Source organism: Clostridium sp. 1001271st1 H5 (assembly GCF_005845215.1).
In the GTDB taxonomy this organism is placed as follows: domain Bacteria; phylum Bacillota; class Clostridia; order Lachnospirales; family Lachnospiraceae; genus Enterocloster.
Genome location: NZ_SPHO01000006.1, coordinates 181,262 through 204,058, shown reverse-complemented (window position 1 = coordinate 204,058; position 22,797 = coordinate 181,262). Strand labels below are relative to the sequence as shown.

33 protein-coding genes are annotated in these 22,797 nt (G+C 49.7%); all 33 read left to right on the top strand.

Annotated elements, in window-relative coordinates; all coding sequences use genetic code 11:
• Positions 1-7: 7 nt before the first annotated feature.
• Entirely contained in the window at positions 8-478 is a 471-nt protein-coding gene (locus tag FGS84_RS11385; protein WP_117502551.1) for a DUF6838 family protein, read from the top strand.
• A gap of 4 nt (positions 479-482) precedes the next feature.
• Positions 483-1,553: a phage tail sheath subtilisin-like domain-containing protein gene (locus FGS84_RS11380; protein WP_117502552.1), complete on the top strand. Its 1,071-nt coding sequence runs from the start codon at positions 483-485 to the stop codon at positions 1,551-1,553.
• A 10-nt stretch (positions 1,554-1,563) separates the two neighbouring features.
• Positions 1,564-2,001 carry a phage tail tube protein gene (locus tag FGS84_RS11375; RefSeq protein ID WP_117502553.1) on the top strand — a complete coding sequence of 146 codons (438 nt, stop codon included), beginning with the start codon at positions 1,564-1,566 and terminating at the stop codon, positions 1,999-2,001.
• A 17-nt stretch (positions 2,002-2,018) separates the two neighbouring features.
• Positions 2,019-2,426, top strand: coding sequence for a hypothetical protein (locus FGS84_RS11370; RefSeq protein WP_117502554.1), 408 nt, complete (start codon positions 2,019-2,021; stop codon positions 2,424-2,426).
• Between the two features lie 185 nt (positions 2,427-2,611).
• A complete protein-coding gene (locus FGS84_RS11365) occupies positions 2,612-4,729 on the top strand; it encodes a hypothetical protein (RefSeq protein WP_117502555.1) in 2,118 nt (705 codons plus the stop codon).
• Positions 4,730-4,746: 17 nt separating this feature from the next.
• The gene (locus tag FGS84_RS11360) at positions 4,747-5,406 is read left to right on the top strand and encodes a LysM peptidoglycan-binding domain-containing protein (RefSeq protein ID WP_138308395.1); all 660 of its coding nucleotides are present in this window, start codon (positions 4,747-4,749) and stop codon (positions 5,404-5,406) included.
• A 19-nt stretch (positions 5,407-5,425) separates the two neighbouring features.
• Positions 5,426-6,415, top strand: coding sequence for a hypothetical protein (locus tag FGS84_RS11355; protein WP_117565559.1), 990 nt, complete (start codon positions 5,426-5,428; stop codon positions 6,413-6,415).
• Between the two features lies 1 nt (position 6,416).
• Positions 6,417-6,644, top strand: a complete 228-nt coding sequence (locus FGS84_RS11350) for a hypothetical protein (RefSeq protein WP_007863090.1) — start codon at positions 6,417-6,419, stop codon at positions 6,642-6,644.
• Between the two features lies 1 nt (position 6,645).
• A complete protein-coding gene (locus FGS84_RS11345) occupies positions 6,646-7,092 on the top strand; it encodes a DUF2634 domain-containing protein (protein WP_002570854.1) in 447 nt (148 codons plus the stop codon).
• Positions 7,092-7,808 carry a baseplate J/gp47 family protein gene (locus tag FGS84_RS11340; RefSeq protein WP_117502557.1) on the top strand — a complete coding sequence of 239 codons (717 nt, stop codon included), beginning with the start codon at positions 7,092-7,094 and terminating at the stop codon, positions 7,806-7,808. Before FGS84_RS11345 ends, FGS84_RS11340 begins: the two co-directional genes overlap by 1 nt.
• On the top strand, positions 7,795-8,307 hold the full coding sequence (locus tag FGS84_RS11335; protein ID WP_117502558.1) for a hypothetical protein: 513 nt from the start codon (positions 7,795-7,797) through the stop codon (positions 8,305-8,307). Before FGS84_RS11340 ends, FGS84_RS11335 begins: the two co-directional genes overlap by 14 nt.
• A 1-nt stretch (position 8,308) precedes the next feature.
• Complete coding sequence (locus tag FGS84_RS11330) at positions 8,309-9,328, top strand: hypothetical protein (protein ID WP_243129951.1); 1,020 nt, start codon at positions 8,309-8,311, stop codon at positions 9,326-9,328.
• Between the two features lie 418 nt (positions 9,329-9,746).
• Positions 9,747-10,076, top strand: coding sequence for a hypothetical protein (locus FGS84_RS11325; protein ID WP_002595593.1), 330 nt, complete (start codon positions 9,747-9,749; stop codon positions 10,074-10,076).
• Between the two features lie 32 nt (positions 10,077-10,108).
• Positions 10,109-10,312 carry a hypothetical protein gene (locus FGS84_RS11320; RefSeq protein WP_117502561.1) on the top strand — a complete coding sequence of 68 codons (204 nt, stop codon included), beginning with the start codon at positions 10,109-10,111 and terminating at the stop codon, positions 10,310-10,312.
• A gap of 55 nt (positions 10,313-10,367) precedes the next feature.
• Positions 10,368-11,141: a hypothetical protein gene (locus tag FGS84_RS11315; RefSeq protein ID WP_117502562.1), complete on the top strand. Its 774-nt coding sequence runs from the start codon at positions 10,368-10,370 to the stop codon at positions 11,139-11,141.
• Between the two features lie 53 nt (positions 11,142-11,194).
• A complete protein-coding gene (locus tag FGS84_RS11310; protein ID WP_002595590.1) occupies positions 11,195-11,950 on the top strand; it encodes a Dam family site-specific DNA-(adenine-N6)-methyltransferase in 756 nt (251 codons plus the stop codon).
• A gap of 85 nt (positions 11,951-12,035) precedes the next feature.
• Positions 12,036-12,245, top strand: coding sequence for a helix-turn-helix transcriptional regulator (locus FGS84_RS11305; RefSeq protein ID WP_117502563.1), 210 nt, complete (start codon positions 12,036-12,038; stop codon positions 12,243-12,245).
• Between the two features lie 140 nt (positions 12,246-12,385).
• On the top strand, positions 12,386-13,057 hold the full coding sequence (locus FGS84_RS11300) for a helicase (protein ID WP_243129950.1): 672 nt from the start codon (positions 12,386-12,388) through the stop codon (positions 13,055-13,057).
• Positions 13,058-13,136: 79 nt separating this feature from the next.
• A complete protein-coding gene (locus FGS84_RS11295; protein ID WP_138308393.1) occupies positions 13,137-13,466 on the top strand; it encodes a DUF6664 family protein in 330 nt (109 codons plus the stop codon).
• A gap of 118 nt (positions 13,467-13,584) precedes the next feature.
• Positions 13,585-13,932: a DUF3848 domain-containing protein gene (locus FGS84_RS11290; RefSeq protein WP_125128774.1), complete on the top strand. Its 348-nt coding sequence runs from the start codon at positions 13,585-13,587 to the stop codon at positions 13,930-13,932.
• A gap of 7 nt (positions 13,933-13,939) precedes the next feature.
• Positions 13,940-14,929 carry a DUF3991 and TOPRIM domain-containing protein gene (locus FGS84_RS11285; protein WP_138308390.1) on the top strand — a complete coding sequence of 330 codons (990 nt, stop codon included), beginning with the start codon at positions 13,940-13,942 and terminating at the stop codon, positions 14,927-14,929.
• Positions 14,930-15,004: 75 nt separating this feature from the next.
• Complete coding sequence (locus FGS84_RS11280) at positions 15,005-15,295, top strand: hypothetical protein (RefSeq protein WP_138308387.1); 291 nt, start codon at positions 15,005-15,007, stop codon at positions 15,293-15,295.
• Positions 15,296-15,432: 137 nt separating this feature from the next.
• Positions 15,433-15,597 (top strand): DUF3789 domain-containing protein, encoded by a 165-nt coding sequence (locus FGS84_RS31805; RefSeq protein ID WP_138308385.1) that lies wholly within the window; start codon positions 15,433-15,435, stop codon positions 15,595-15,597.
• The gene (locus FGS84_RS11270) at positions 15,545-15,877 is read left to right on the top strand and encodes a plasmid mobilization relaxosome protein MobC (RefSeq protein ID WP_138308383.1); all 333 of its coding nucleotides are present in this window, start codon (positions 15,545-15,547) and stop codon (positions 15,875-15,877) included. The genes FGS84_RS31805 and FGS84_RS11270 overlap by 53 nt, the downstream gene beginning before the upstream one ends.
• A complete protein-coding gene (locus FGS84_RS11265) occupies positions 15,877-17,289 on the top strand; it encodes a relaxase/mobilization nuclease domain-containing protein (protein WP_138308381.1) in 1,413 nt (470 codons plus the stop codon). The genes FGS84_RS11270 and FGS84_RS11265 overlap by 1 nt, the downstream gene beginning before the upstream one ends.
• The gene (locus FGS84_RS11260; protein WP_138308379.1) at positions 17,231-18,091 is read left to right on the top strand and encodes a PcfB family protein; all 861 of its coding nucleotides are present in this window, start codon (positions 17,231-17,233) and stop codon (positions 18,089-18,091) included. Before FGS84_RS11265 ends, FGS84_RS11260 begins: the two co-directional genes overlap by 59 nt.
• Before the next feature lie 2 nt (positions 18,092-18,093).
• Entirely contained in the window at positions 18,094-18,957 is an 864-nt protein-coding gene (locus FGS84_RS11255) for a hypothetical protein (protein ID WP_138308377.1), read from the top strand.
• Positions 18,958-18,972: 15 nt separating this feature from the next.
• Positions 18,973-19,170 (top strand): hypothetical protein, encoded by a 198-nt coding sequence (locus FGS84_RS11250; protein ID WP_138308375.1) that lies wholly within the window; start codon positions 18,973-18,975, stop codon positions 19,168-19,170.
• The gene (locus tag FGS84_RS11245; RefSeq protein ID WP_138308373.1) at positions 19,157-20,950 is read left to right on the top strand and encodes a VirD4-like conjugal transfer protein, CD1115 family; all 1,794 of its coding nucleotides are present in this window, start codon (positions 19,157-19,159) and stop codon (positions 20,948-20,950) included. The genes FGS84_RS11250 and FGS84_RS11245 overlap by 14 nt, the downstream gene beginning before the upstream one ends.
• A gap of 14 nt (positions 20,951-20,964) precedes the next feature.
• Positions 20,965-21,312: a glutamyl-tRNA amidotransferase gene (locus FGS84_RS11240; RefSeq protein ID WP_138308371.1), complete on the top strand. Its 348-nt coding sequence runs from the start codon at positions 20,965-20,967 to the stop codon at positions 21,310-21,312.
• 106 nt (positions 21,313-21,418) lie between these two features.
• On the top strand, positions 21,419-22,255 hold the full coding sequence (locus FGS84_RS11235; protein ID WP_138308369.1) for a hypothetical protein: 837 nt from the start codon (positions 21,419-21,421) through the stop codon (positions 22,253-22,255).
• A 12-nt stretch (positions 22,256-22,267) separates the two neighbouring features.
• The gene (locus tag FGS84_RS11230; RefSeq protein ID WP_138308367.1) at positions 22,268-22,477 is read left to right on the top strand and encodes a hypothetical protein; all 210 of its coding nucleotides are present in this window, start codon (positions 22,268-22,270) and stop codon (positions 22,475-22,477) included.
• An 11-nt stretch (positions 22,478-22,488) separates the two neighbouring features.
• Positions 22,489-22,791, top strand: coding sequence for a hypothetical protein (locus FGS84_RS11225; RefSeq protein ID WP_138308365.1), 303 nt, complete (start codon positions 22,489-22,491; stop codon positions 22,789-22,791).
• The last annotated feature ends 6 nt before the right edge of the window (positions 22,792-22,797 follow it).

Sequence of the window (22,797 nt, the reverse complement as noted above, 5' to 3'; positions counted from 1 at the left end):
TAACTGTATGGATGAGAACATCTTACAGGCAGTAAAGGACGCGGCCATCGGTATGCTGCGCGACCATGAACCGGATGTGGATGTGTATGCCGAGGAAATTATGCGGACGGACAGGACGCTGGAGCCGGAGGATGAGGATAGCAGTAAATGGTATTTTGTGGAGGTGATTCCCGCCTCATTCACGACCATCAGCCCGGACCAGACAGAAGCGGCCCTGATGGTATCCATAGATTACCATGAGCCAGAGGAGTCAATCCGCAGATATGGCGAAAAGGCCATGGAACTGGACCGCGTATTCCGGCCGGTCTTTCCATTTGCTTACGGAGGAGAGAGGCGGGCAGCCACGGTAGCCCGTGTTACCACCAATATCAGCGGCGGCATGCTTCACCTGACCTTCCCTCTTACCTTCATCGTATCGGACAGGCCGGAGGAAGGAACGGAGATTGGGACACTGGAAATGAGAACCGAGAGAGGATGAGAACATGGCATTAGGATTACCGAACATCACAATTATATTTAAGGGCCTTGCCGCCTCCGCCATCGAACGGAGCGAGAGGGGGATTGTGGCCTGTATTATAAAGGATGACACGGAGGGCGGCCAGAGGCTGTCGGTCTATGAGAGCATCCTGGACATTGACTTTGAGCACATGACGGAAGCCAACTACGGATATTTAAAGCTGCTATTCGAAGGAGGACCCGTGCGGGTGATTGTACTGAGGGAGTCCGCCGAGTCCCCCAACCTGGCTGCGGCCTTGAAGGAGCTGATGTACCTGCGCTGGAATTACCTGTGCTATCCGGATATTTCAGACGAGGACAAGACCACGCTGGCGGCCTGGATCAAGGAGATGCGAGATAAGAACCATAAGACATTTAAAGCAGTGCTGGCAGCAAGTGCCAGCGATCATGAAGGGATTATCAATCTGACCACGGATGGGATAGAGTCCTCCATTACTGGAAAGACCCACACGGCAAAGGAATACTGTGCACGGATTGCGGGGGTCTTAGCCGGGCTTTCCCTGTCACGCTCCAGCACTTACTACGTGCTGGGAGACGTATTAAAGGCAGAGTGTCCATCGGACCCGGATGAACGCATTAATAAGGGAGAGTTTATTCTGGTGTTTGACGGCGAAAAGTACAAGGTGGGCCGTGGTGTTAATAGCCTGACCACCTTTACGAAGGAAAAGACGGAGGATGTGCGCAAGATTAAGATCGTGGAGGGGATGGATCTATATCAGGACGACATCCGCAACACCTTCACAGACAGCTATGTAGGAAAGTATGTGAATGACTATGACAACAAGCAGCTATTCGTGGCAGCTGTGCGGGCGTACCAGGCAGGACTCGCAGGGGAGGTGCTGGATGCCAGCTATGACAATACGGCATCGGTGGACGCGCAGGCCCAGAAGCAGTACCTGCAGGAACGGGGGCAGGATGTATCCCAGATGACAGAGACAGAAATTCTGACGGCCAACACTGGGGCCAAGGTGTTTATTGCCAGCCATGTGAAGTTCGTGGACGCAATGGAGGACCTGCAGATGACCGTGAACATGTAAGGAGGAGACAATGGCAGGAAACGTGAGAGGGAACCGGACCCTGACCGGAAGCTGGGGAGAGGTCTGGGTGGACGGTGAAAAAATCTTCGTTCTTCAGAAGATTGAACAGAAGGTGGAGGTCAACCGCGAGGATGTGCAGATGGGGATGAACGTGGACAGTAAGATGACCGGGCTTAAGGGGTCTGGTACCCTGTCCATCAAGAAGGTTTATTCCAGGGCAAAGGCTGTCTTGGAAAAGCTAAGTGCAGGCCAGGATGTCCGCTGCCAGATCATTGCAAAGCTGAAGGACCCGGATGCCGTGGACGGCCAGATAGAACGCTGGAGCACGGATAATGTCTGGTGGAACACCATCCCGGTCATCAGCTGGGAGACAGGGGGACAGGTACAGGAGGAGTGGGAGTTCGGCTTTACTCCAAGTGACATGAAGAATTTAGACGAAATCAAATAGGACGGAGGAATCGGAAGATGGAACAGAATAAAGAAGATATTTTTAAACGTTTTTTAGCAAAGGCAGAAAAACGGGCGGAGGAAAAGAAGATACACCGCACCTGCCTTGTCCGGGTGCCAAGTATAGATGAACGGATCCGGATCCGCGGCCTTTCAAAACAGGAGATTGCGGAGGTGTCGGAGATTGATAATACGGATGACCCTTACGCAGGTGATAAATATTCCGTCTACATAGCCACCGTGGAGCCGGATTTAAAAGCGGTTGCCAAGCAGATGAAGGAGGACGGGAACATCCAGGAATACACGGATGTGGTTGACATTTTTGAGATTTACGAGATTAGGCAGATGGCGGAAAAGATCATGGAGCTGTCCGGTGTAAGTGGAAAGAACAAGATTGAGGTCATAGAGGAAAGCCTAAAAAACTAATCCGACTGGATGGAGAGGCGGAATTTTTAAGCCATTACATCCAGAAGGGATTCACCCCGGAATATCTCCTGTCCATGGGACTGTCCCAGAAACTTTTCTTTGTCGCATCCATGCGGCTGGAACAGAAGCGGGAGGAGGAATATTTTAAGGCACTATGCAGGGTACTGTCCAGAAGGAGGTAGGCGATGGGAGGCGTAACAGGAAGCATCAGCCTCAAGGATAACGCCAGCGCCACCTTGAGGAACCTACGGAGCGAGCAGTCAAAACTCCGTGAGGATACAAAAAAGACATCCAGCGCCCTGAAAAGCGTATGGGGAACACCCAGAAAACTAAAGGCCGATGTAAGCGATGCGACCAAAGCGTTAAAACGTGTCACGGATGCAGCGAAGAAAACCAAACCGGTCACGGTGGCAGTCAAGGCAAAGGATACAGCCACAAAGGTGATTAAGGGCGCTGGAACTGTCCTGAAGGCTGTGGGGAGGCCTGTAACGGCCGTGCTGAAGGCGAAGGATACGGCTTTCAAGGTGGTAAAAAAGACAGCCGGTGCATTGGACCGTCTGGGAAGGAAGGTGGCGTCCCCCGTCATTAAGGTGGTGGACAAGGCCAGCGGGGCCATCAAGGGAATCGTGGGAAGGATTGGCAAGGCAGCCAAGGCTGTGGCGATACCGGTGGGGATTGCTGCGGCAGCCGGGACAGCGGCCCTTGGCGCATCCGTCAGTGCGGGGATGCAGCTGGAACAGCAGCAGATTTCCATTGAACATTTCGTTGGGGCCACGAATAAAGAGCTTTCCCAAGCGGATGTAAAGGCGCAGTCTCAGTCCTACATTCAGCAGCTGAGGGAGAATGCCAATGCGACTCCCTTTGAAACCGGGGAAGTCATCCAGGCTGGTTCAAGGGCCATTTCACTTGCCGGTGGAAGCACCACGGACGCCATGAACCTGGTAACGCTGGCGGAGGATATGGCAGCAGCCAGTGGAGGGACTGCCTCCATCATGGATGCCATCGAGGCCCTGGGAGACTTAAAGGTCGGGGAGACGGAGCGGCTTAAATCCTTCGGCTTCAAGGTTTCAGCGGAGGAGTTCAAAAAGAAGGGATTTTCCGGCGTATCCGGTGAACTTCAGGACTTTTTTGGAGGAGCAGCCGGAAAGCTGGCCGGTTCCGGAGCGGGGCTTATGTCCACGATCACCGGCAAAATGAAGAGCAACGCGGCGGACTTCGGCCTTGGTGTGGTGGAGCAGTTAAAGCCGGTCCTGTCCGAGGTGATTGGGCTAATGGACGAGGCACAGCCCGTCTTAAAGAAACTTAGCTCCGGATTCGGACAGGGACTTGGGAAGGGAATCGGTCTGGCTAAGACCGCCTTCACTCAGATAGCTCCTATCATCAGCAGCGTGGTATCCACGGCTCTGCCCATCGCATCCAGCTTCTTGGGGAGTATGTCCACGGTATTTGGACAGATAGCCCCGGTTGTTACCACGGCCATGACGGGTATCGGCCCCGTGGTCATGAGCCTGGTGCCGGTTATCCAACAGGCGGCCTCTATCATAGGGGCTGTGGCGGGCGGGATTGGTTCAGCCATCTCCGTAGTAGCTCCGGTTGTCACGACCATCATGTCGGAAATCGGGGACAAGATAGGCGGCGTGGTGGAATTTTTAGCGGAACGGTCAGATTTCATCCAGTCCGTTATAGAAACGGCAGGCCCAGCCATTGCTAAGGTACTGGAAACTGCCTGGGGCATCATCAGCCCGGTTATGGACATCCTGATTACCACCTTTGAGCTGGTATTTGGCGTGGTCCAGAAGGTATGGCCCGGCATCCAGGATACAATCAGCGGGGTGTGGTCCCATCTTGAGCCGATATTTGACACCATTGGAAAGGGCGCGGACTTACTGGCCGGGGCCTGGTCCAAGGTTAAGGATTTGGTGACCGGCGGAGGAGATACCGGAAGCGGAAGCTCCGGAAGCGGCGTCAGTCCCGGGAAGAATGCCAGAGGAGACAATAACTGGAGAGGCGGTCCCACCTGGGTGGGTGAGAAGGGCCCTGAGCTGATTGACCTTCCGAAGGGGACGCGGATACTGCCTTCCAAGGAAAGCTTTACCTGGGCAGCTATGGGAGACAGTAATATAATCCAACTTTCCAGACAACCAGCCGATGGAGGGGATGTGACGCCATCTGGTGGAAAGACCATCACGATCCAAATCCAAAAGATAGCGGATGAAGTCCATGTAAGGAGTGAGGATGACATTGAGGAAATCAGCGAACGCACTGCAAAGAAAATCATAGAAGAACTTGACAATACGGCATAAACAGAAAGGAGAGGCTTATGGGAAAAACGAGGAAAATCAAGCTGGGAGACATTGTCCTGCCGGTTAACCCGGTAGAGCTGGAAGTCATCACGCCGCAGCTTAATAAGCGTCTGACCCTCCTTAACATGGGGACGGTCAATTTAAAGGGGAACCGGGATGTCGCCACAGCGACAATCTCCTCCTTTTTCCCTAGCCGGGAATCCCCTTTTTACCGCTATGCTGATATGCCCCCTAAGAAATACAGGGCTAAGATTGAGAACTGGAAAGAGAACAAGGAAACAAAGCGCCTGATCATTACGGACATGGGAGTCAACCTGGCTATGCTGATTGACAAATGCAGCTTTAAGGTAAAGGAAGGCAGCGGGGATATGTATTATACGCTGGAGCTGTCGGAGTATCGGAACCTGACCGTGCCGACCGTGTCCATCCCGCTGCAGGTGCGCGACAACGGCTTGAAACAACGCCCGGACGAGGCAGTCCCGGCTAAGACCCATAGGGTGGGAAGCGGGGATACCCTTTGGGGGATCGCAAAAAAAGCATACGGGAACGGGGCCCAAAGCTCCCGGATATATGCGGCCAACAGTGCCGTGATTGAAGCAGCCGCCAAGCAGCATGGAAAAAGCAGCAGTAACAACGGCTGGTGGATTTATCCGGGGACGGTCCTGGCAATCCCGTAATCGGAAAGGAGAACGAAAGTTGAATATCCTGGTGGGCGATAAGGATCTGAGTGAATTGGTGGAAACCATAACCTGGAGCGGGGACAGTGGACAGATAGCCAGGAAACTGGAATTTACCATTGCCAAGAACACGCAGGACCCAAACTTCCCAAATGTGACCATTAACGAGGGAGACCAGGTACTCCTTCAGACGGACACGGGAACCTTCTTATTTGGCGGAATTATCTTTGATATTGAAAAGATGGCAGGAAGCAACCTGGTCCGGTATCTGGCTTATGACCTGATATTCTATTTAACAGGATCCGAATTGACGAAGGATTATAACGGGGCTCCGGAGGACATTGCAAGGGATGTATGCGGGGCACTTGGAATCACGGCCGGAACTATGGCAGCCACGGGTATTACAATCACGAATCCATGTGTAAAAAAGACCGGATATCAGGTCATACAATCATCCTATACGGCAGCCGCCCGGAAGAATGGTAAGAAATATCAGCTGATGATGACGGAGGTTAACCGGGTATCCGTCATTGAAAAAGGCCAGGACAGCGGAGTGATACTGACCGGAGATTCCAACTTGTCAGATGCTACTTACAAGACCACCCTTCAAAACCTTGTCAACAAGGTTTTAATCACCAATCAAAAGGGTACCGTAGTGGGGATCGTGGAGGATACAGAAAGCCAGGCGGCCTATGGAACCATCCAGAAAGTCCTGGAACAGGAAGAGGGAAAGGACGCAGCGGCGGAAGCTAAGAATCTGCTTCATGGAAGTGATCCATCCGCTACGGTCACGGGCATCCCGGATGACACACGGGCGATGGCCGGATATGCATTGCTGGTACAGGAGGAAGAAACCGGGCTGATTGGCCAGTTCTTTATTGAGAGTGACAGCCACAAATATTCCAATGGGGAATCTACGATGAGCCTGACCCTTGCATTCCAGAACCTGATGGATGAGGTTGAGATTGATAAGCCATCCGAGGACAAGAAACAGAAGCGAGGAGGATGATATGGGAGGATATACAGCAAAGCTGGCAAGGCGTATTAAGGAGCAAGGGGCAGGCGGAAGCAGTCCCCTCATCCTGGCGGAATATGTGTCGCCATCTGCCATCCGGATTGGTGGGGAACTGTTCTCACATAATGTTCATGGAAACCCACAGTGTGACGCAACGGCCGGAGATACCGTGCTGGCGGCCCAGATAGGAAGCTCCTTTTATGTTATCTGCAGGGAGGTGTGACATGGGAGTATTTCCATTCATTAATACTGAGACAGTCCAGGAAGCCGCGTCCAAGAAACTTCCCTTGTTCCGGGAATATGCGTATGATTTTGAGAAACACTGCCTGAAACTGGATGATGATGGCAGGACCTATCTGGTCCAGGGGAATGAGGCCCTGCGCATCTGGATTTATTTTGCGTTGGAAACAGCCAGGTACCGATATACGGCCTATGATACTACGTTTGGGAGCGAGATAGAGGAGCAGCTGATAGGCCAACCGATGAACGATGAGGTGACCCAGATGGAGCTGGAACGGTACACAACGGAAGCACTGATGTGCAACCCTTATATAGAGGAGCTATCGGAATTCGATTTCGTGCTGCAAAAGGATGGAATCAAGGAGTCATTCCGCTGCAGAAGCGTGTACGGTGAAGAAACCATACAACATGATATAAAGGCGGTGAGGTAATGGAGCTGGAATGGAGCGCATCGGACATCCTGGCCAGGCTGAAGGCTGGGCTGAAAAATGAGGACACCCGGATTGAAGGGAGTTTCTCCATGGATAACATGCAGGCCGTGTCTGAGGAGCTGGCCCGGTACAACAGCATGCTGATTAAACCCCTGTGGGATGAGATTGACCTGCGGATTGACGAGGTCATCACATCCGGAAATGAAAATCACTATGCGTTCTGGGCCAGGCAGGTAGAAAACGCAGAAGGGAAACGGGTTATCGGCAGCGCGCGAGTTCATGGAGTTAGAGATGGGTCTGGAATTGTACACGTGGCCCTGCTCACGCCAGAGGCCGGAGCACCTACACCAGATGTGGTGGAGCTGGTCCGGGCCTACATTGAGACCCAGAGGCCGGTGGGAGCGCAGCCGGTCATCCGTGCAGCTGAGGCAGTGGAAGTGACTATTAACGGCATCATCGAGCTGCAGGAAGGGGCGGATATGGAAAGTGTCCGCGCCCAGGCCGGCAAGGAGGTAAAATCTTACCTGGCGGAAGTTGCCCTGGAGGGAAAGAAAGAAACGGTATTGAATTACTATCGTATTGGGATGCTCATAGGCGGGACGCCTGGCGTGAAGGAGATAGTGGAATATACCGTGAATGAAGGGGGAGAGTCCATGACAGCGGACTATGACCAATTTTTCACATTGAAAGGACTGACATTAAATGCTTCTGGATGAAAAAATGCTTCCGGGAATTAAGATACGGATTCCTCAGATGGAGGACCTGCTCCAGGCGGAGCAGGCGTATCTGGGTGTGATCTTGGAAGTGGCGGAGTGGCTGCGGGAGAGGATGATACTGTTAAATGAGGAAGTCATGAACATCCCAAACCTGAAGGCCAAGATAAAACAGATAACCGGATGGGACTGCGAGATACTGGAGGATGCGGAGCATCTGACCCTGACTATCCGTTACTATTTTGATGCCAGGGAGCCAGTCCTGGAACAGGAGGAGCGCATCATGAAGTATATCCCAGCCCATCTGAAAGCGGTGCATGAATATCTGCAGCGTTATGCAGGGAAAAGAAAGCTGTATGCGGGCACCACGCTGGGAACCTATGTAAGATACATAGGACGGCCACAGGAAACGAATGGGCACCGGGAAGGGAAGGCCCATGTCAGGGTACAGGGAAATGTGTACATACATACAAAAATGATTGTATATCCGGAGGGAAGATAAGATGGCAAATGAACATGCAATTCAGGCAACAGGAACGTTTGTTGTCAGTAAGGGATTTAGGTTGCTAACAAAGCTGGCGGCATCCCAGGGAAGTCTGCAGTTCACACGGGCTGCCGTAGGGACCGGTAAACCGCCGGAGGGATATTCGCCGGAATCCATGATTGGCCTGAATGCTTATAAAATAGATGCGGAGATAGCGGATTACGGGGTACAGGATGACATGGCCTATATTACAGTACAGGTGAGCAGCGACAACGTAACGGAAGGATTTCTGGTCACAGAGGTGGGGGTATTTGCGGAGGATCCGGATGAAGGGGAGATACTGTACGGGTACATGGATATCTCAACGGATCCAACCTATATCTATGCCAATGGGTCCACGAACCGGTCGAAGTTCGCGGAGTTCACTCTGTATGTACTGGTTGGCAGCGTGAGCAATGTGATAGCGGCGGTGACACCGGGAAGTATCATCACCAGGGATACTTTTACGGCTGCTAATCTAAAAGCGATAGATACTCATGGGATACTTGGAGGAGAAGCGGGTGCAGAGACCACCGGCCAGGGTCTGATAGACGCCCTTACAAATAAGCTGCTGACCGAGTTTGTAACGAACACCGTTTTAATGGAACGGCTGGGAACGTATGTCCTTAAGAGTAAGATAGTAAATGATTTTTTGTCTACGGATGAGGAAACAGTGCTATCGGGGCCGATGGGAAAGCTGCTAAAGGAACAGCTTAATGTGCTCAATACCAATTATGAGGTACTGTTCAATAAAGCAAAAAATATCAACATTGAGCAGGAAGATATAACAGCCACTTGCGATGCTCTTATGGATGGAATGTATAATTTTTCTGCAGGACCGTCTAGCCCTTATCTCCCAACGATTAATGTGTACATTGGCCTTGTGCTGAAAATATCTGACAATACTATACGAATCGTTGCCTATAGGTCAGATAGTACCGAAAAACCTTATTACAAAATTAAAAGTGGTGGTGTTTGGAAAAACATTTGGTTTCAATAGTTGGGAAAATTGCATATCTGACCAAATACCAAGGATAAACTAACGATTGACTTGTAGGCTAAAGTAACTTACATCCTTGATTAACGTGGAGGGACTCAGTTTAATGCCATAATACATTCCTATATTGGGTGTATCATCATCCCAGGATATTATTCTTATCGCATATAGTCCCGATGCATTATTTAGCTCTAAAATCACACCATGCCCATAGTTGGGCTTTAAATTAGCGCTTTTCAGATAGACACACTGGAATCCTGTCTTTATCTGAGCGCTAAGATTTGCAATGGTAGTGGTATCGTCAATATGTATTCGGCTATCAAAATCTGTAATCTTGGTATTATACACATTAATTACGAAAAATTCAGGCCCGCAAGGGCCTTTTATTATAGATAAATATGCAAATCAAGGAGGAAAAAGTATGGATGTAAGTACAATAATGCAGTACGTATCGTATCTATTGATTGCCATTGGGCTAATGGCATTCCTAGTGTCAGCCATCACACAGGTCATTAAATCCTGGCCAGGACTGGACAAGCTACCTACACAGGCGGTAGTCATTGTGTTATCTTTGATACTTTGCCCAGCTGTCTTTATCGCACTGATGGCGTGGCTTCACCACCCTATTGTCTGGTATACCGTATTTGCTTGTATGATTGCAGCCTTTATCGTAGCATTGGTGGCATTAGACGGATGGGAACGAGTGACAGAGATATGGAAACGGACAAAACCACCCAAAACAACAGAATAATGATTTATAAAAGATGAAGGAGGAAAGAAATTATGGCAAAAATAACAAACAAGCATGCAGCAAAACTCCCCGGCAATGGAGGATATGTGGATGCAGGGCCTGATTTGGGCGCAAAGCAGCCGACCCCTTATCTGTATGATGCCCCTTCAAATGTTCCACATCCAGAGATACACGACAGTGGCATAGGTGGCCCCAGTGATCGTGAAGAAAATGGTATGGATGACTGTGAGGAATAAGATAATAGCAAGGCCTTGGATGACTCCCAGGTCTTTGAGATTGGAGGTAAATACCATGAGTAAAACAGTAGCAGGATTAATCCAGCATTGTAAGGACAAGTTGGGCACCCCTTACGTCTACGGAGCCAAGGGAGAGGTCCTGACACAGACCATCCTGGACCGCCTGGCCCGGGAGAATCCAGGCACATATACATCCACCTATAAGGCCAAGGCCGTCAAATACATAGGCCAGCACTGTACGGACTGCTCCGGCCTCATCAGCTGGTTTACCGGGCACATCCGTGGCAGCTACAACTATCACGACACGGCCACGGAGCGGATGAGCATTGACCACTTGGACGAGACCATGGTCGGCTGGGCGCTTTGGAAGCCTGGGCATATCGGAGTGTACATTGGTGATGGCTGGTGCATCGAAGCCAAGGGTATTGATTATGGCACAAAAAAGAGTAGGGTATCTGCCACGCCCTGGCAGAAGGTACTGAAACTCTGTGACATTGATTATGCGCCGGTCCCGGTGACATACACCCAAGGCTTCCAGCCGGCGGCAGACGGGCAGCGCTGGTGGTACCAGTTTGCAGACGGCAGCTATGCGGCCAATGGCTGGTACTGGCTCCAGGAAATGGAGCGCAGGACGTGGGGATGGTATCTGTTTGACAGCGAAGGGTACATGCTGACCGGATACCAGGCGGACCCCTCCGGCGAGGCATTTTTACTCTGCCCCGTCAAAGGCAGCAACGAGGGTAAGTGCATGATTACAGATGCAAGAGGTGCGCTCCGGATTGCGGAGAAGTACGACATGGTCCACCATCGGTATGTGTTTAATTGGTAGGAAATAATAGATATTTAGACATCTGTCCGATTACCCCTTAGAAAGGACGATGGATGAATAGTTTTATTGGATGGATTGGTGGAAAGAGGTTATTACGCAAGGAGATTCTAGGACGTTTCCCGGAGGATATCGGACGTTACATCGAGGTATTTGGAGGAGCTGGCTGGGTGCTCTTTGCAAAAGAGAAGCAAGCAGGTCAGCTGGAAGTGTACAATGACCGGGATGGGAATTTAGTCAATCTGTATCGCTGCATTAAATATCATTGCAGTGCCCTGCAGGAGGAGTTGCAGTGGCTTTTATCCTCTCGCGAACAATTTTATGATTATAAAGCGCAGATGGATATGAGGGGATTGACAGATATTCAAAAAGCTGCCCGTTTTTTTTATTTGATAAAAATAAGCTTCGGGTGCGATTACCGCACATTTGCAACTTCATCTAAAAGCATAGAGAATGCGATGGATTATCTGGGGAAAGTCCAAAAGAGGCTTCAGGGTGTGGTGATAGAGAACAAGGATTTTGAGAATTTGATAAGTGTCTATGACCGGAAGGATGCTCTGTTTTATCTGGATCCTCCTTATGTAGGGACAGAACGATATTATAGTGCTGCCTTTAGTATGAAAGACCATGAGCGTCTTGCAGATGTCTTAAAACATATCAAAGGAAAGTTTGTTCTTTCCTATAATAATGTAGCATGGATACATGAATTGTATTCTCAATATCCTTGTAAAGAAGTGACGCGTAACAATACATTGGCTGGAAATGCAAGCAATCGCGAGAGATACAAGGAAGTAATCATAACGAATTTCTGAAAAATATAACGATATTCGTTATAATATAACAAAACAGAAAAAAGACCTGTCGAAAGCGGTAAAATCATCCGTAAGGGGTGATTGGATGGTCAGAATTCATTTATCAAGGCTTCTTGGAGAGAAACGCTGGAGTCAGGCAAAATTAGCGAGAGTGACAGGAATCAGGGCGTCAACAATCAATGACATATACAATGAATTTGCTGAACGCATCAGCCTGAATCATCTTGACCGAATTTGTAAGGCATTGAATTGTGATATTTCAGATATACTGGAATACATACCGGATGAGCCATGATAATGAAGAGGTAAAAGGGCGTTTGATAGGAAATAAAATACCTTTCAAATGTCCTTTTATTTTTTGCTAATTTTCAGAAAGTAGTTGATTTTTGCAATTTATGCGAAAAGCTTTTGGGTTTTTCGCGAAAAGCTACACAGGTGGCGAAGCTGAAAGTCTTGAAGCAGAGCTATCTTTCCGAGCATTACGACCTTGAGGACAGGATACTGAAGCATTACCCGCAGCAGATTAAAGACTATGAGGAACGCATTACAGCCTATGGGAATGATGCCGAGATAGCCAGTCAGCATAAGCCGCAGGGAGAGGATAAGTTCTGCCCCATGACTTTAAAAGGCGTGACCTATAAAGAAAAAGCAGACGCAGGTGAGATGCTCCTTGCCATCTGCAAGGAAAATCCGTTGTCACAGCCGACAGAAATCGGCAGCTACCGTGGCTTTCAGATGGAGATTTATTATGATACCGTTAATGCCCACTACTGTCTAAACCTCTGCGGAATGAGGAAACACAAGGTAGAGTTAGGTGCGGACGCTCTGGGCAACCTCACCAGAATCGAGAATGAGATTGCCAAATTCCCTGCCAGACTGGAAGCCGCCAAGACCAGAAAGGAGGAAACCATCGCACAGCTTGAAACCGCAAAAGTTGAGGTTGAGAAACCATTTGCTTTTGAAAATGAGCTGAAAGAAAAGACGGAAAGGCTGAATGCCCTCAATATCGAACTGAATCTGAATGAAAAGGACAACACTGTTATTGACGATGAGCCAGAGCAGAACGATGAGCCGGCAGAGAAAATAAGTGAGGACAGGGAGAGGTAAATCCAGTTTGCACATTTGTATTGCTTTATTTTGGGCAGTATAATAAGTGACGATAAGAAAAAGTCGGAGGTGAGGAACAATGTCTGATGCGTTCAGATTTGAAACTTTTGTAGATGTCCACAGCAATATCTTTAATGAATACCTCGGCTCTGTCATAGCAAAGCTGTCCAGAGAAAATGAGGAATACCGTGCCGTGAGAGCCGAGATTGAGAGCCTTTATGAGAAATATCCGAAAGTTTTAGGCGTGTTTGATACGGAAACATCGGCGGAACTGACCGAGGAAGAATGTGCCGCACTGATTAAAGTGATGGAGCTTAGAAACAAACTTACGGATATGGAGATGCAGTCGGTCTATTTCCGTGGCTGTTATGACAGCATAGGGTATCTGAAAAAGGCAGGAATTTTATAATGGACTGACCGAGAAAAAGGCGGTGTTGGCGTGAGTGCTGATGCCGTCTTTTACATAGCCGAGAGGTTTTCATTTACGAAAATTCCTCGGCTTATTTTATTTTCAAGGAGGTGTGTGATTGGATTACCAAGAGTACAGACAGTCCCTTAATCAAAAACTGGCTGAAAGAGTAGAGCGTGAGCTTGCCGATTTCCGTGAGGACATCCTAAGCAAAAGCCCGCAGGAAATTTACGATGCAGCATATCAGATTATCTTGAAGAATGATATTGCAGAGTGCTTTTCGGATGCGGATTATTCCCCGCAGGCGGCAAAAGCCCTTATGAAATCCCCGAATCTTTTGCAGGATATTTATGAGGAATGGATTGAGAGGGAAGATTCCCACATGGACGAATTACGCCAGACCGTTGCTGATTTTAAGTCCTATATGGTTAAGACGGAAAAGATTTTGTCTGGGAAAGAAAGGTGATTGCCCATTGAGAAACAGCAGACCCTATGTGCAGATTGACCCAGACGTGCTTGAGAGGGCAAGGCAGATAGACCTGCTTTCCTATCTTCGAGCTTATGAGCCGAGCAATCTTGTCAAAGTCAAAGGCACAACGAACGTGTACTGTACCGCCGAGCATGACAGCCTAAAGATTTCCAACGGCAAATGGTACTGGTGGTCGAGGGGCTTCGGCGGCTATTCCGCCCTTGATTATCTGATGAAAGTTAAGGAGTACGGCTTTGTGGAAGCCGTGGAAATCCTCACGGGGCAGACGATGGCAGACTGGAAACCGCCGCCCCCTGCCGTGAAAAAAGCCGAGCCAAAGGTGCTGCTCCTGCCGCCGAAGAACAGAAATTGCGACAGGGTGGCAGAGTATCTTTTCGGGCGTGGCATTGATTATCAGCTTATCCAAGAGTGCATTGCCGAGGGAATTATTTTCGAGAGTGCCGACTACCACAATGCTGTTTTTATCGGAAAAGATGAAAACGGGACGCCAAAGTACGCCGCCTGCCGTGGCACAGTCAGCAGCTTCAAGCGTGACGCATCGGGCAGCGACAAACGGTATTCGTTTCGGCTTCTGGCGAGAAGTCCGTGTACTTCGGTGCATTTATTTGAAGCCGCCATTGATTTACTCTCCTATGCCACCTATTTAAAGTGTGAGGGCAGGGATTACAAAGCGGAAAACCTGCTCTCTTTGTCGGGCGTGTATCAGCCAAAGAAAGAGATAAAAGACAGCAAAATTCCTGTTGCTTTATCGACTTTTTTGAAAGCACATCCACAAATCAATACAATCTATCTGCATCTGGATAAGGATAAGGCAGGTCGGTTATGTACCGCCGCCTTGAAAGAATTATTGCAGAAAGACTACCGAATCGTTGATGAACCGCCGCCAGTCGGCAAGGACTTCAACGATTTTTTAATGTCCTATCTGGGGATTGCAAGGCAGAAAACGAACCGTGAAAGGGGTGATGTCCGTTGATTGTCGGATGATTTTTTCGGATTGAAATAGACAGACAGCAAAGAAAAATCGAAGAAGAAAGAGAGGAAATTGCCATTGAAACAGTATGATGTTACGCTCACAGGTCACTTTGAAAAGACCGTTTCCATCTATGCAGACAGCCCCGAACAGGCGGCGGAAAAGTTAAGGATTATCCTGTTTGATACCGACCTTGTCCGCTTTTCTGATGAGGATTTTGTCAGCGGCGAAGCGGATATTAAGGACGAGGATGAGGGCGGTTGTGAAGAAAATGCAGCAGAGAATGAGGATATGGAGGACGTATGCTGTTCAGACTGTCCGTACTTCTGCCCCGTGTGTGGAGAATGTATGTATGAGGGCGGATGTTAAAGACACGTCTTACCAAGCACTGAATTTGGTTATCCATCTGCCGATGGAAACAAAATTCGCTTGTTAGGGGACGCCCCTAATACCCCGTGGAAAAGACCGCCGCCAGAGGACGGCAGGCAGAAAGGAGTATTTTAAGGATGAGTGATTTTATATATTTTATCCTCGGCACAACGCTCGGCGGGATGTTCGGCGTTGCGTGCATGTGCGTGTTGCAGATTAACAGGCTGTCCGAGGGAAAGGGGGATGCAGATGCGGAAACGGAATGTGCAGATACTGTTCCGACTGACCGAGGAAGAAGCTGAATACCTCTGTTCCCTTGCAGAGAAATCGGGACGCTCCAGACAAGCCCTGCTCCAGTCGATGGTCATGGGCTATCGGCTCTGCGAGAAGCCAGACCCAGAGTTTTATAAAATCATGCGGGAACTGTCGGCAATCGGCAACCGCATCAACCAGCTTGCGGCAAAGGCGAACGCCTTGAACTTTGTGGACACGCCGATGCTCTATGACGAAGCCAAGAGGTGGCGGGACTTTCGTCTGGACGTAAGCAGGCAATACTTTGTTCCGAGGAAGATGTCTGGCTGATGGCGGTCTGCGAAATCTGGGACGTAAAGGGCAGGCTCGACCACCCTATCGACTACGCCGAGAATCCAGAAAAGACCGCTAACCCCAAATACACGGATGCGGACTTGCAGGCGATGGGCGATGTGATGAAGTATGCCACCAACGGCGACAAGACCGAGCAGCAGTTCTTTGTCACGGGCGTAAATTGTGACCCTGCTACTGCAAGGGACGAGATGATGATAGCCAAGCATCAGTGGAATGATGAGAGCGAGATTGTCTGCTATCACGGCTTCCAGAGCTTTAAGGCAGGCGAGGTCACGCCAGAGCAGGCACATGAGGTCGGCGTGAAGCTGGCGGAGAAGATGTGGGGCGACCGATTTCAAGTCGTTGTAGCAACCCATTTGAATACGGAGTGCCTGCACAATCATTTTGTTGTCAACTCCGTTTCCTATGTGGACGGAAAGCATTATCACGATAACAAAAAGAACCTGCGGTTGCTCCGTAAGCGTTCGGATGAATTATGCCGTGAGTATTCCTTGTCGGTCATTGAACACCCAAGCGGCAGGAAGAAGCCCTACGCTTTATATCAAGCCGAGAAGAACGGTCTGCCTACAAGGGATACCGTGGCACGGCAGGCGGTGGACGAAGCAATCTCAAAATCGTTTACACTGAAAGATTTTGACCGCCAGTTGTCAGAAATGGGATACCGTATCAATTTTGACCCTAACAGAAAATACTGGACGATTATCGGGAAAGGGTGGCAAAGACCGAAGCGGCTCTACAAGCTCGGCGATGATTACACCAATGAAAGGATAACGGAACGCATTAAGGAAAATTCCTATGCGGTGAAGTTCTTCCGATTTGCTGAGCCGACAAAACCTGTTAAGGTCATAAGGGTAAAAGGCACATTAAAAGATGCCAAGAAAATCGGCGGCTTGCGTGGGCTGTATCTCCATTATTGTTACAAGCTCGGTATTTTGCCAAAGAAGAAACAACAAAACTATGCACGGCTTCACTATCTTCTGAAAGACGATTTAATGAAGATGGATGCCATCACAGATGAAACAAGGCTGCTCTGCCGCAACCACATCGACACGGCGGAGCAGCTTTTGTCCTATAAAGGCTCTCTGGAATCCGAGATAAGTGGGCTGACCGAAGAGCGTAAGGGGCTTTACTCCCAGAGCCGCAAATCAGTCGGCGAAGAAAAAGAAGCGGTCAAGGCTCGATTGTCGGAAATCACGGGTCGGCTTAAAACAATCCGAAAGGAGGTCAGATTATGCGATGGTGTCCTTGCCCGAAGCGACACCCTCAAGGAAAAGTTACAGACCATACGGGCAGACGAGAAAGAACAGCAAAGAAAGGAGCTGATGAAGCATGAACACAGGCGGCGAAGCGGCAGAGCAAATCGTAAGGATGAGCTTGGAGGGATTTGAGGTCGCAGCCAAAATCACGGGGGCGGGTGCGAAGAATATCGCAATCCTCTTATATTCCATTTTGAAAGAAGAACAGAAAACAAAAGGAAAGGCAAGGCTCACAAATATGCTCCGCTCTGGAAAGGAGCTGAAAGTCTTTACCGTAAAAAGCGGCGACTTGAAGAAGTTCACGCAGGAAGCGAAGAAATACGGCGTACTCTACTGCGTTTTGGCGGACAGGGGGAACAAAGACCCCAATGCGGAGGTGGATGTGATAGCCCGTGCGGAGGACGCATCGAAAATCAGCCGCATCGTGGAGCGTTTCAACCTTGCATCGGTGGACGCCGCTTCTATCGTTACCGAGGCGGAGAAATCGAAAGGGGAAAAGACCAAACCGAAAGATGCCAAGACCGCAGGAGAAAAGGATGCAGGGGCAAATGACAGTCAGCCAGAGCCAGACATCGGCGTGCAGGAAAAGGCGGAGAAAGACAGGCTCATGGACGCTTTGATGGGCAAGCCTGTCCAGAAAGAGGAGAACACCCCAAACCCCTCATTGGCAAAGACAGAAAAATCCCCTCTGTCCGAGCCTACCTCAGAGCAGCAAAGGAAGTCCGCAGAGGGGGCTACTATGACTAAGGCACAGAAGCCGTCAGTCAGGGAAGAACTGCGGAAGATAAAGGAGAGCCGCAAAGGGCAGGAAGCGGATGTTTCCCCTGCAAAAGAGAAATCTTCCGACAGGGCAAAGAAACCGACCGCAGGAAAGACGGAGCATAAACAGCCGCAGAAGCGGAAACGCAAACCAAAATCGAAAGGAGCAAGATAGCTATGAGTATCTATGATGTATTCAGCGGCGGCAGCAGAGCATTTAACAAAGAGGAATGGGCTGCCCAAAAGCAGGAGCAGCGGAAAGAAGCCTATGACTTGATTGACACGACCTGCCAAGAGATGATGGCGGACGGCGGTGCATTTCAGCAGTACCTTGACGTGCAGGGGCATTTTGACCGCTACTCTGTCAACAACGCCATTTTAGTATCGGCACAGATGCCCGAAGCGACACAGTTAAAAGATTACGGGAGCTGGAAACAGAGCCGTGTCTATGTGGATAAGGACGCACAGAAAGTGACCATCCTTGAGCCGGGGAAAGAGTATCAGCGTGACGATGGTTCAAAAGCTGTCGGATATAACGCAAAAGTAGTCTATGACGTTTCCCAGACCTCGGCAAAGGACAGGCAGCAGCCGCAGGAGCAGAAAACCATGCGGGAGCTTGTGTCGGCAATGATTGACGCAAGCCCCGTTTCCTTTGTGCCAGTCGATGACCTTGAGCTGCCTGCGTTCTATGACAGCTCACAGCAGACCATCTTCATCAAGACGGGACTTTCCGAGGAACAGCTTTTTGTCAGCATGGCAAAGGAAGTGTCGGCGGCGGTCTTTGACTTCAAGCATAAGGAAAGCCGTGATGATTCCGATTTCAAATCGTTCTGCGTCGCCTATATGGTAAGCTCCCGTTACGGCGTGGACACAAAGGGATTTAGCTTTGGCAAGCTCCCGAAAGAATTTGAGGGCATGGAAACGCAGGCGTTCAAGGGGGAGCTTGGCTCGATGCGTGACGTCCTCGGAGAAATCCAGTCGGATATGTATAAGAGCCTTGAAAAGAACAAGCCGCCCAAATCCAAAGAGCAGGAACGCTAATCGGAGGTGCAGCCTATGAAAGAAGAACGCTACCATTTGGCTTTGGATAAATATGATAAGAACATCATGCTCAACGCATTAAACACGCTGCGTACTGAGCAGGTCAGGGAGGAACGCCCCACCGACCCTGTTGACGAGTTGATTATCAAAGTGTCCAAAGCCCCGACCAAGAAAGTAAAGGTTGCCCCGTGCAGGTGCCATGAAGAACGGTGACGACTATAAGGCAGGCTTAATCCTCTCACTATGCGGCATTATCCCTGTCGTGTGGCTTGCCCTGCTGACAGCCCCTTATGTCAGCGGCGGCATCGTGGAGATAATCGGTAACTTATCCGTGGCAATCGAGAATCCGTTTTCCATAACGGTGTGTAAGGACAGCATGAAAACCGTCCTTATTTTTCTGATTGCCTACGGCATGGGAATCGGCGTTTATTTCTCCACACGCAGGAACTACCGCAAGGGGGAGGAACACGGCTCTGCAAAATGGGGCAACGCAGGTACGCTCAATAAAAAGTACCGAGATAAGGACGCATCAGAAAACAAGCTGCTGACCCAGAGCGTCCGCATCGGGCTTGACGGGAAGAAGCACAGGAGAAACTTAAATATCCTTGTGGTGGGCGGCTCTGGTGCAGGAAAGACCAGATTTTTTTGTAAACCGAATGTGATGCAGTGCAACACATCAATGGTAATCTTAGACCCGAAAGGCGAGATTGTCCGTGACACGGGAGGGCTGCTTGAGAAGAAAGGCTATGAGGTGCGTGTCCTTGACCTTATCAATATGCACCGAAGCCATTGCTACAATCCATTTGTATATTTAAGGAATGATAATGATGTGCAGCGGCTTGTGACGAATCTTTTTAAGGCGACCACGCCGAAAGGAAGCCAGGCGCAAGACCCGTTCTGGGACACGGCGGCAAGTATGCTGCTCTTATCCCTTGTGTTCTATCTGAAATACGAAGCCCCGCCAGAGGAACAGAATTTCCCGATGGTGATGGAGCTGCTTCGTGCAGGGGAAGTCCGTGAGGATGACGACAGCTATGTAAGCCCGCTTGACGAGTTGTTTGACCGTCTGGAAATGGTAAACCCAGAGCATATCGCTTTGAAATATTACCGTGATTACCACAGTGGGAGTGCCAAGACCTTAAAGAGCATCCAGATAACCCTTGCCGCAAAGCTTGAGAAGTTCAATCTGGAAAGCCTTGCATCTTTAACCGCCACGGACGAACTGGATTTGCCGTCTTTGGGCGAGAAGAAAGTCGCATTGTTCGCTCTGATACCAGACAACGACACCAGTTTTAATTTTTTGGTGTCACTTTTATACACGCAGCTATTCCAACAATTATTTTATCTTGCCGACCATAAGTACGGCGGGAGCCTGCCTGTCCATTGCCAGTTTATTATGGATGAGTTTGCGAACGTCAGTTTGCCCGATGACTTTGACAAGATACTGTCGGTTATGAGGTCAAGGGGCGTGTCCGTTTCGATTATCCTGCAAAATCTGGCACAGCTAAAAGCCCTGTTTGAGAAACAATGGGAAAGCATCGTCGGGAACGCCGATGAGTTCCTCTATCTGGGCGGCAATGAGCAGAGTACCCATAAGTTTGTGTCGGAGCTTTTAGGCAAGGCGACCATCGACACCAACACTTACGGGAAAAGCTCTGGACGGAGCGGCAACTATTCCACCAACTACCAGATTTCGGGGCGTGAGCTTTTAACCCCAGACGAAGTGCGTATGCTTGACAACCGCTACGCACTTCTTTTTGTGCGTGGGGAACGCCCCGTTATGGATTTAAAGTATGACATCTTGAAACACCCGAATGTGAAACTGACTGCTGACGGAGGGAAGCCGCCGTATATCCACGGCGAGCCGACACAGGCAGTCGCAACCCTTGTGTTTGACGATGCTTTGCTGATGGATGCAAAGAGCATGGAAGCGGTCAGCACATCCTATGAACTTCTGTCCGATGAGGACTTGGAAGAAATATTCAATTTATAAGGAGGATTTACCCTATGAAACTTTTTAAGAAGAACGAGAAGAAAGAAACCGTAAAACTGCCGATGGGAAGAAAGACCAGAAAGGCGTTTGTCATGTATGCCGCTTTGGTATGCTGCATGATTTTTGGAACGACAACAGCCTTTGCCGCCAATGACCCGATTGCCGTGGTAAACAACCTGTCAAACTTTATCTTCGGTCTGATTAAGGCGGTCGGGATGATTATGCTCGGCTTCGGCATCGTGCAGGTGGGCTTGTCGCTGAAATCCCACGACCCGTCCCAGAGGGCAAACGGATTTCTGACCCTTGCAGGCGGCGTGGTGATTACCTTTGCAAAAGAGATTCTGACCCTTATCACAGGCTAATCCAAAACAGGATGAAATAGCAGACTGACACAAGACAGGGATAACGGGGCAGATCCGCCCTGCGGAACTTGCCCCGCTATCCAATTTTAAGAACGGAGGTGGTCGAATGTCAGATAACTGGGTAGTCCAGAACTTGGAGAACGCTCTTAACACTTGGAATGAGAAGTTAGCCGAGATATGGCAGCTCATCACCCAGTCCCCAGAGAATTTCAAAGGCGGTGCGATATGGAAAGTCATCGTTGACATCCACGGTGCATTGCAGGCTATCGGGTTTGCCCTGCTCGTGCTGTTCTTTGTCGTGGGCGTGATGCGTACCTGCGGCGACTTCGCAAGTGTAAAAAAGCCCGAACACGCATTGAAGCTGTTTATCCGCTTCGCCCTTGCCAAAGGTGCGGTGACTTACGGCTTGGAGCTGATGATGGCTCTGTTCCAGATAGTGCAGGGAGTAATCTCAACGATTATGAAAGCCGCAGGCTTCGGCACGGCTCAAAAGACGGTATTGCCACAGGAGATAGTGACTGCGGTTGAGGACTGCGGCTTTTTTGAGAGCATACCACTATGGGCGGTTACGCTGATAGGCGGGCTGTTTATCACGGTGCTGTCATTCATTATGATAATGTCGGTGTACGGCAGGTTTTTCAAGCTGTATCTTTATACCGCCATCGCTCCCGTGCCGCTGTCGTCTTTTGCAGGAGAGCCGAGCCAGAATGTGGGCAGGAGCTTTATCAAGAGCTATTGTGCCGTGTGCCTTGAGGGGGCAATCATCGTGCTTGCCTGCATCATCTTTTCGGTGTTTGCGGCTTCCCCGCCCGTTGTCAACCCCGATGCGGCTGCGGTCACGATGGTATGGGGCTATATCGGGGAACTGGTATTTAATATGCTCGTCCTTGTCGGTGCAGTCAAGATGGCAGACCGTGTCGTGCGTGAAATGATGGGCTTGTAAGGGAGGGAACGGATGAAACGTGTTTATATCTTTAAGGACGGGGTGCAGCAGGCAAGCACAGCCACAAAAGAAAGTGCGGTTGACCTTATCCGCCAGTACCAGAAACTGGAAACACACCCCATGCTTCGGGCGGAGTTCAGCATCATTGTGGGGGAGGAAGAAGTTATTCCCTATCCGTCACAGAAAAAGCCGCCTAAGAGAAAATCTGAAATGGAGCGATAGGAGGTGCTGCTTTGTACGATTTTGAAACGGAATACCGCAGGATATTTGAAACGCCGCTTGAAGAAATCAAAGAGGATATATTCTTTCGGGCGGATAATTTTGAAAATGAAAAGTGGTACGGGGATTTGCAGATGTATCTGGCAATCGGTGTCTGCAAGCCAGAAAAAGATTGCGTGTCAGATTTGCAGAGAGCCTTGAAAGTTTTAGGATGCCCTACCCAAACGAGGGAAATCGACGGGGAGATGTTTTTAATTCCGCAGAGGGAAAGGCAGAAGCAGACCCCGCCCCGCCATAAACAGGAAATGGAACGATAGGAGGTG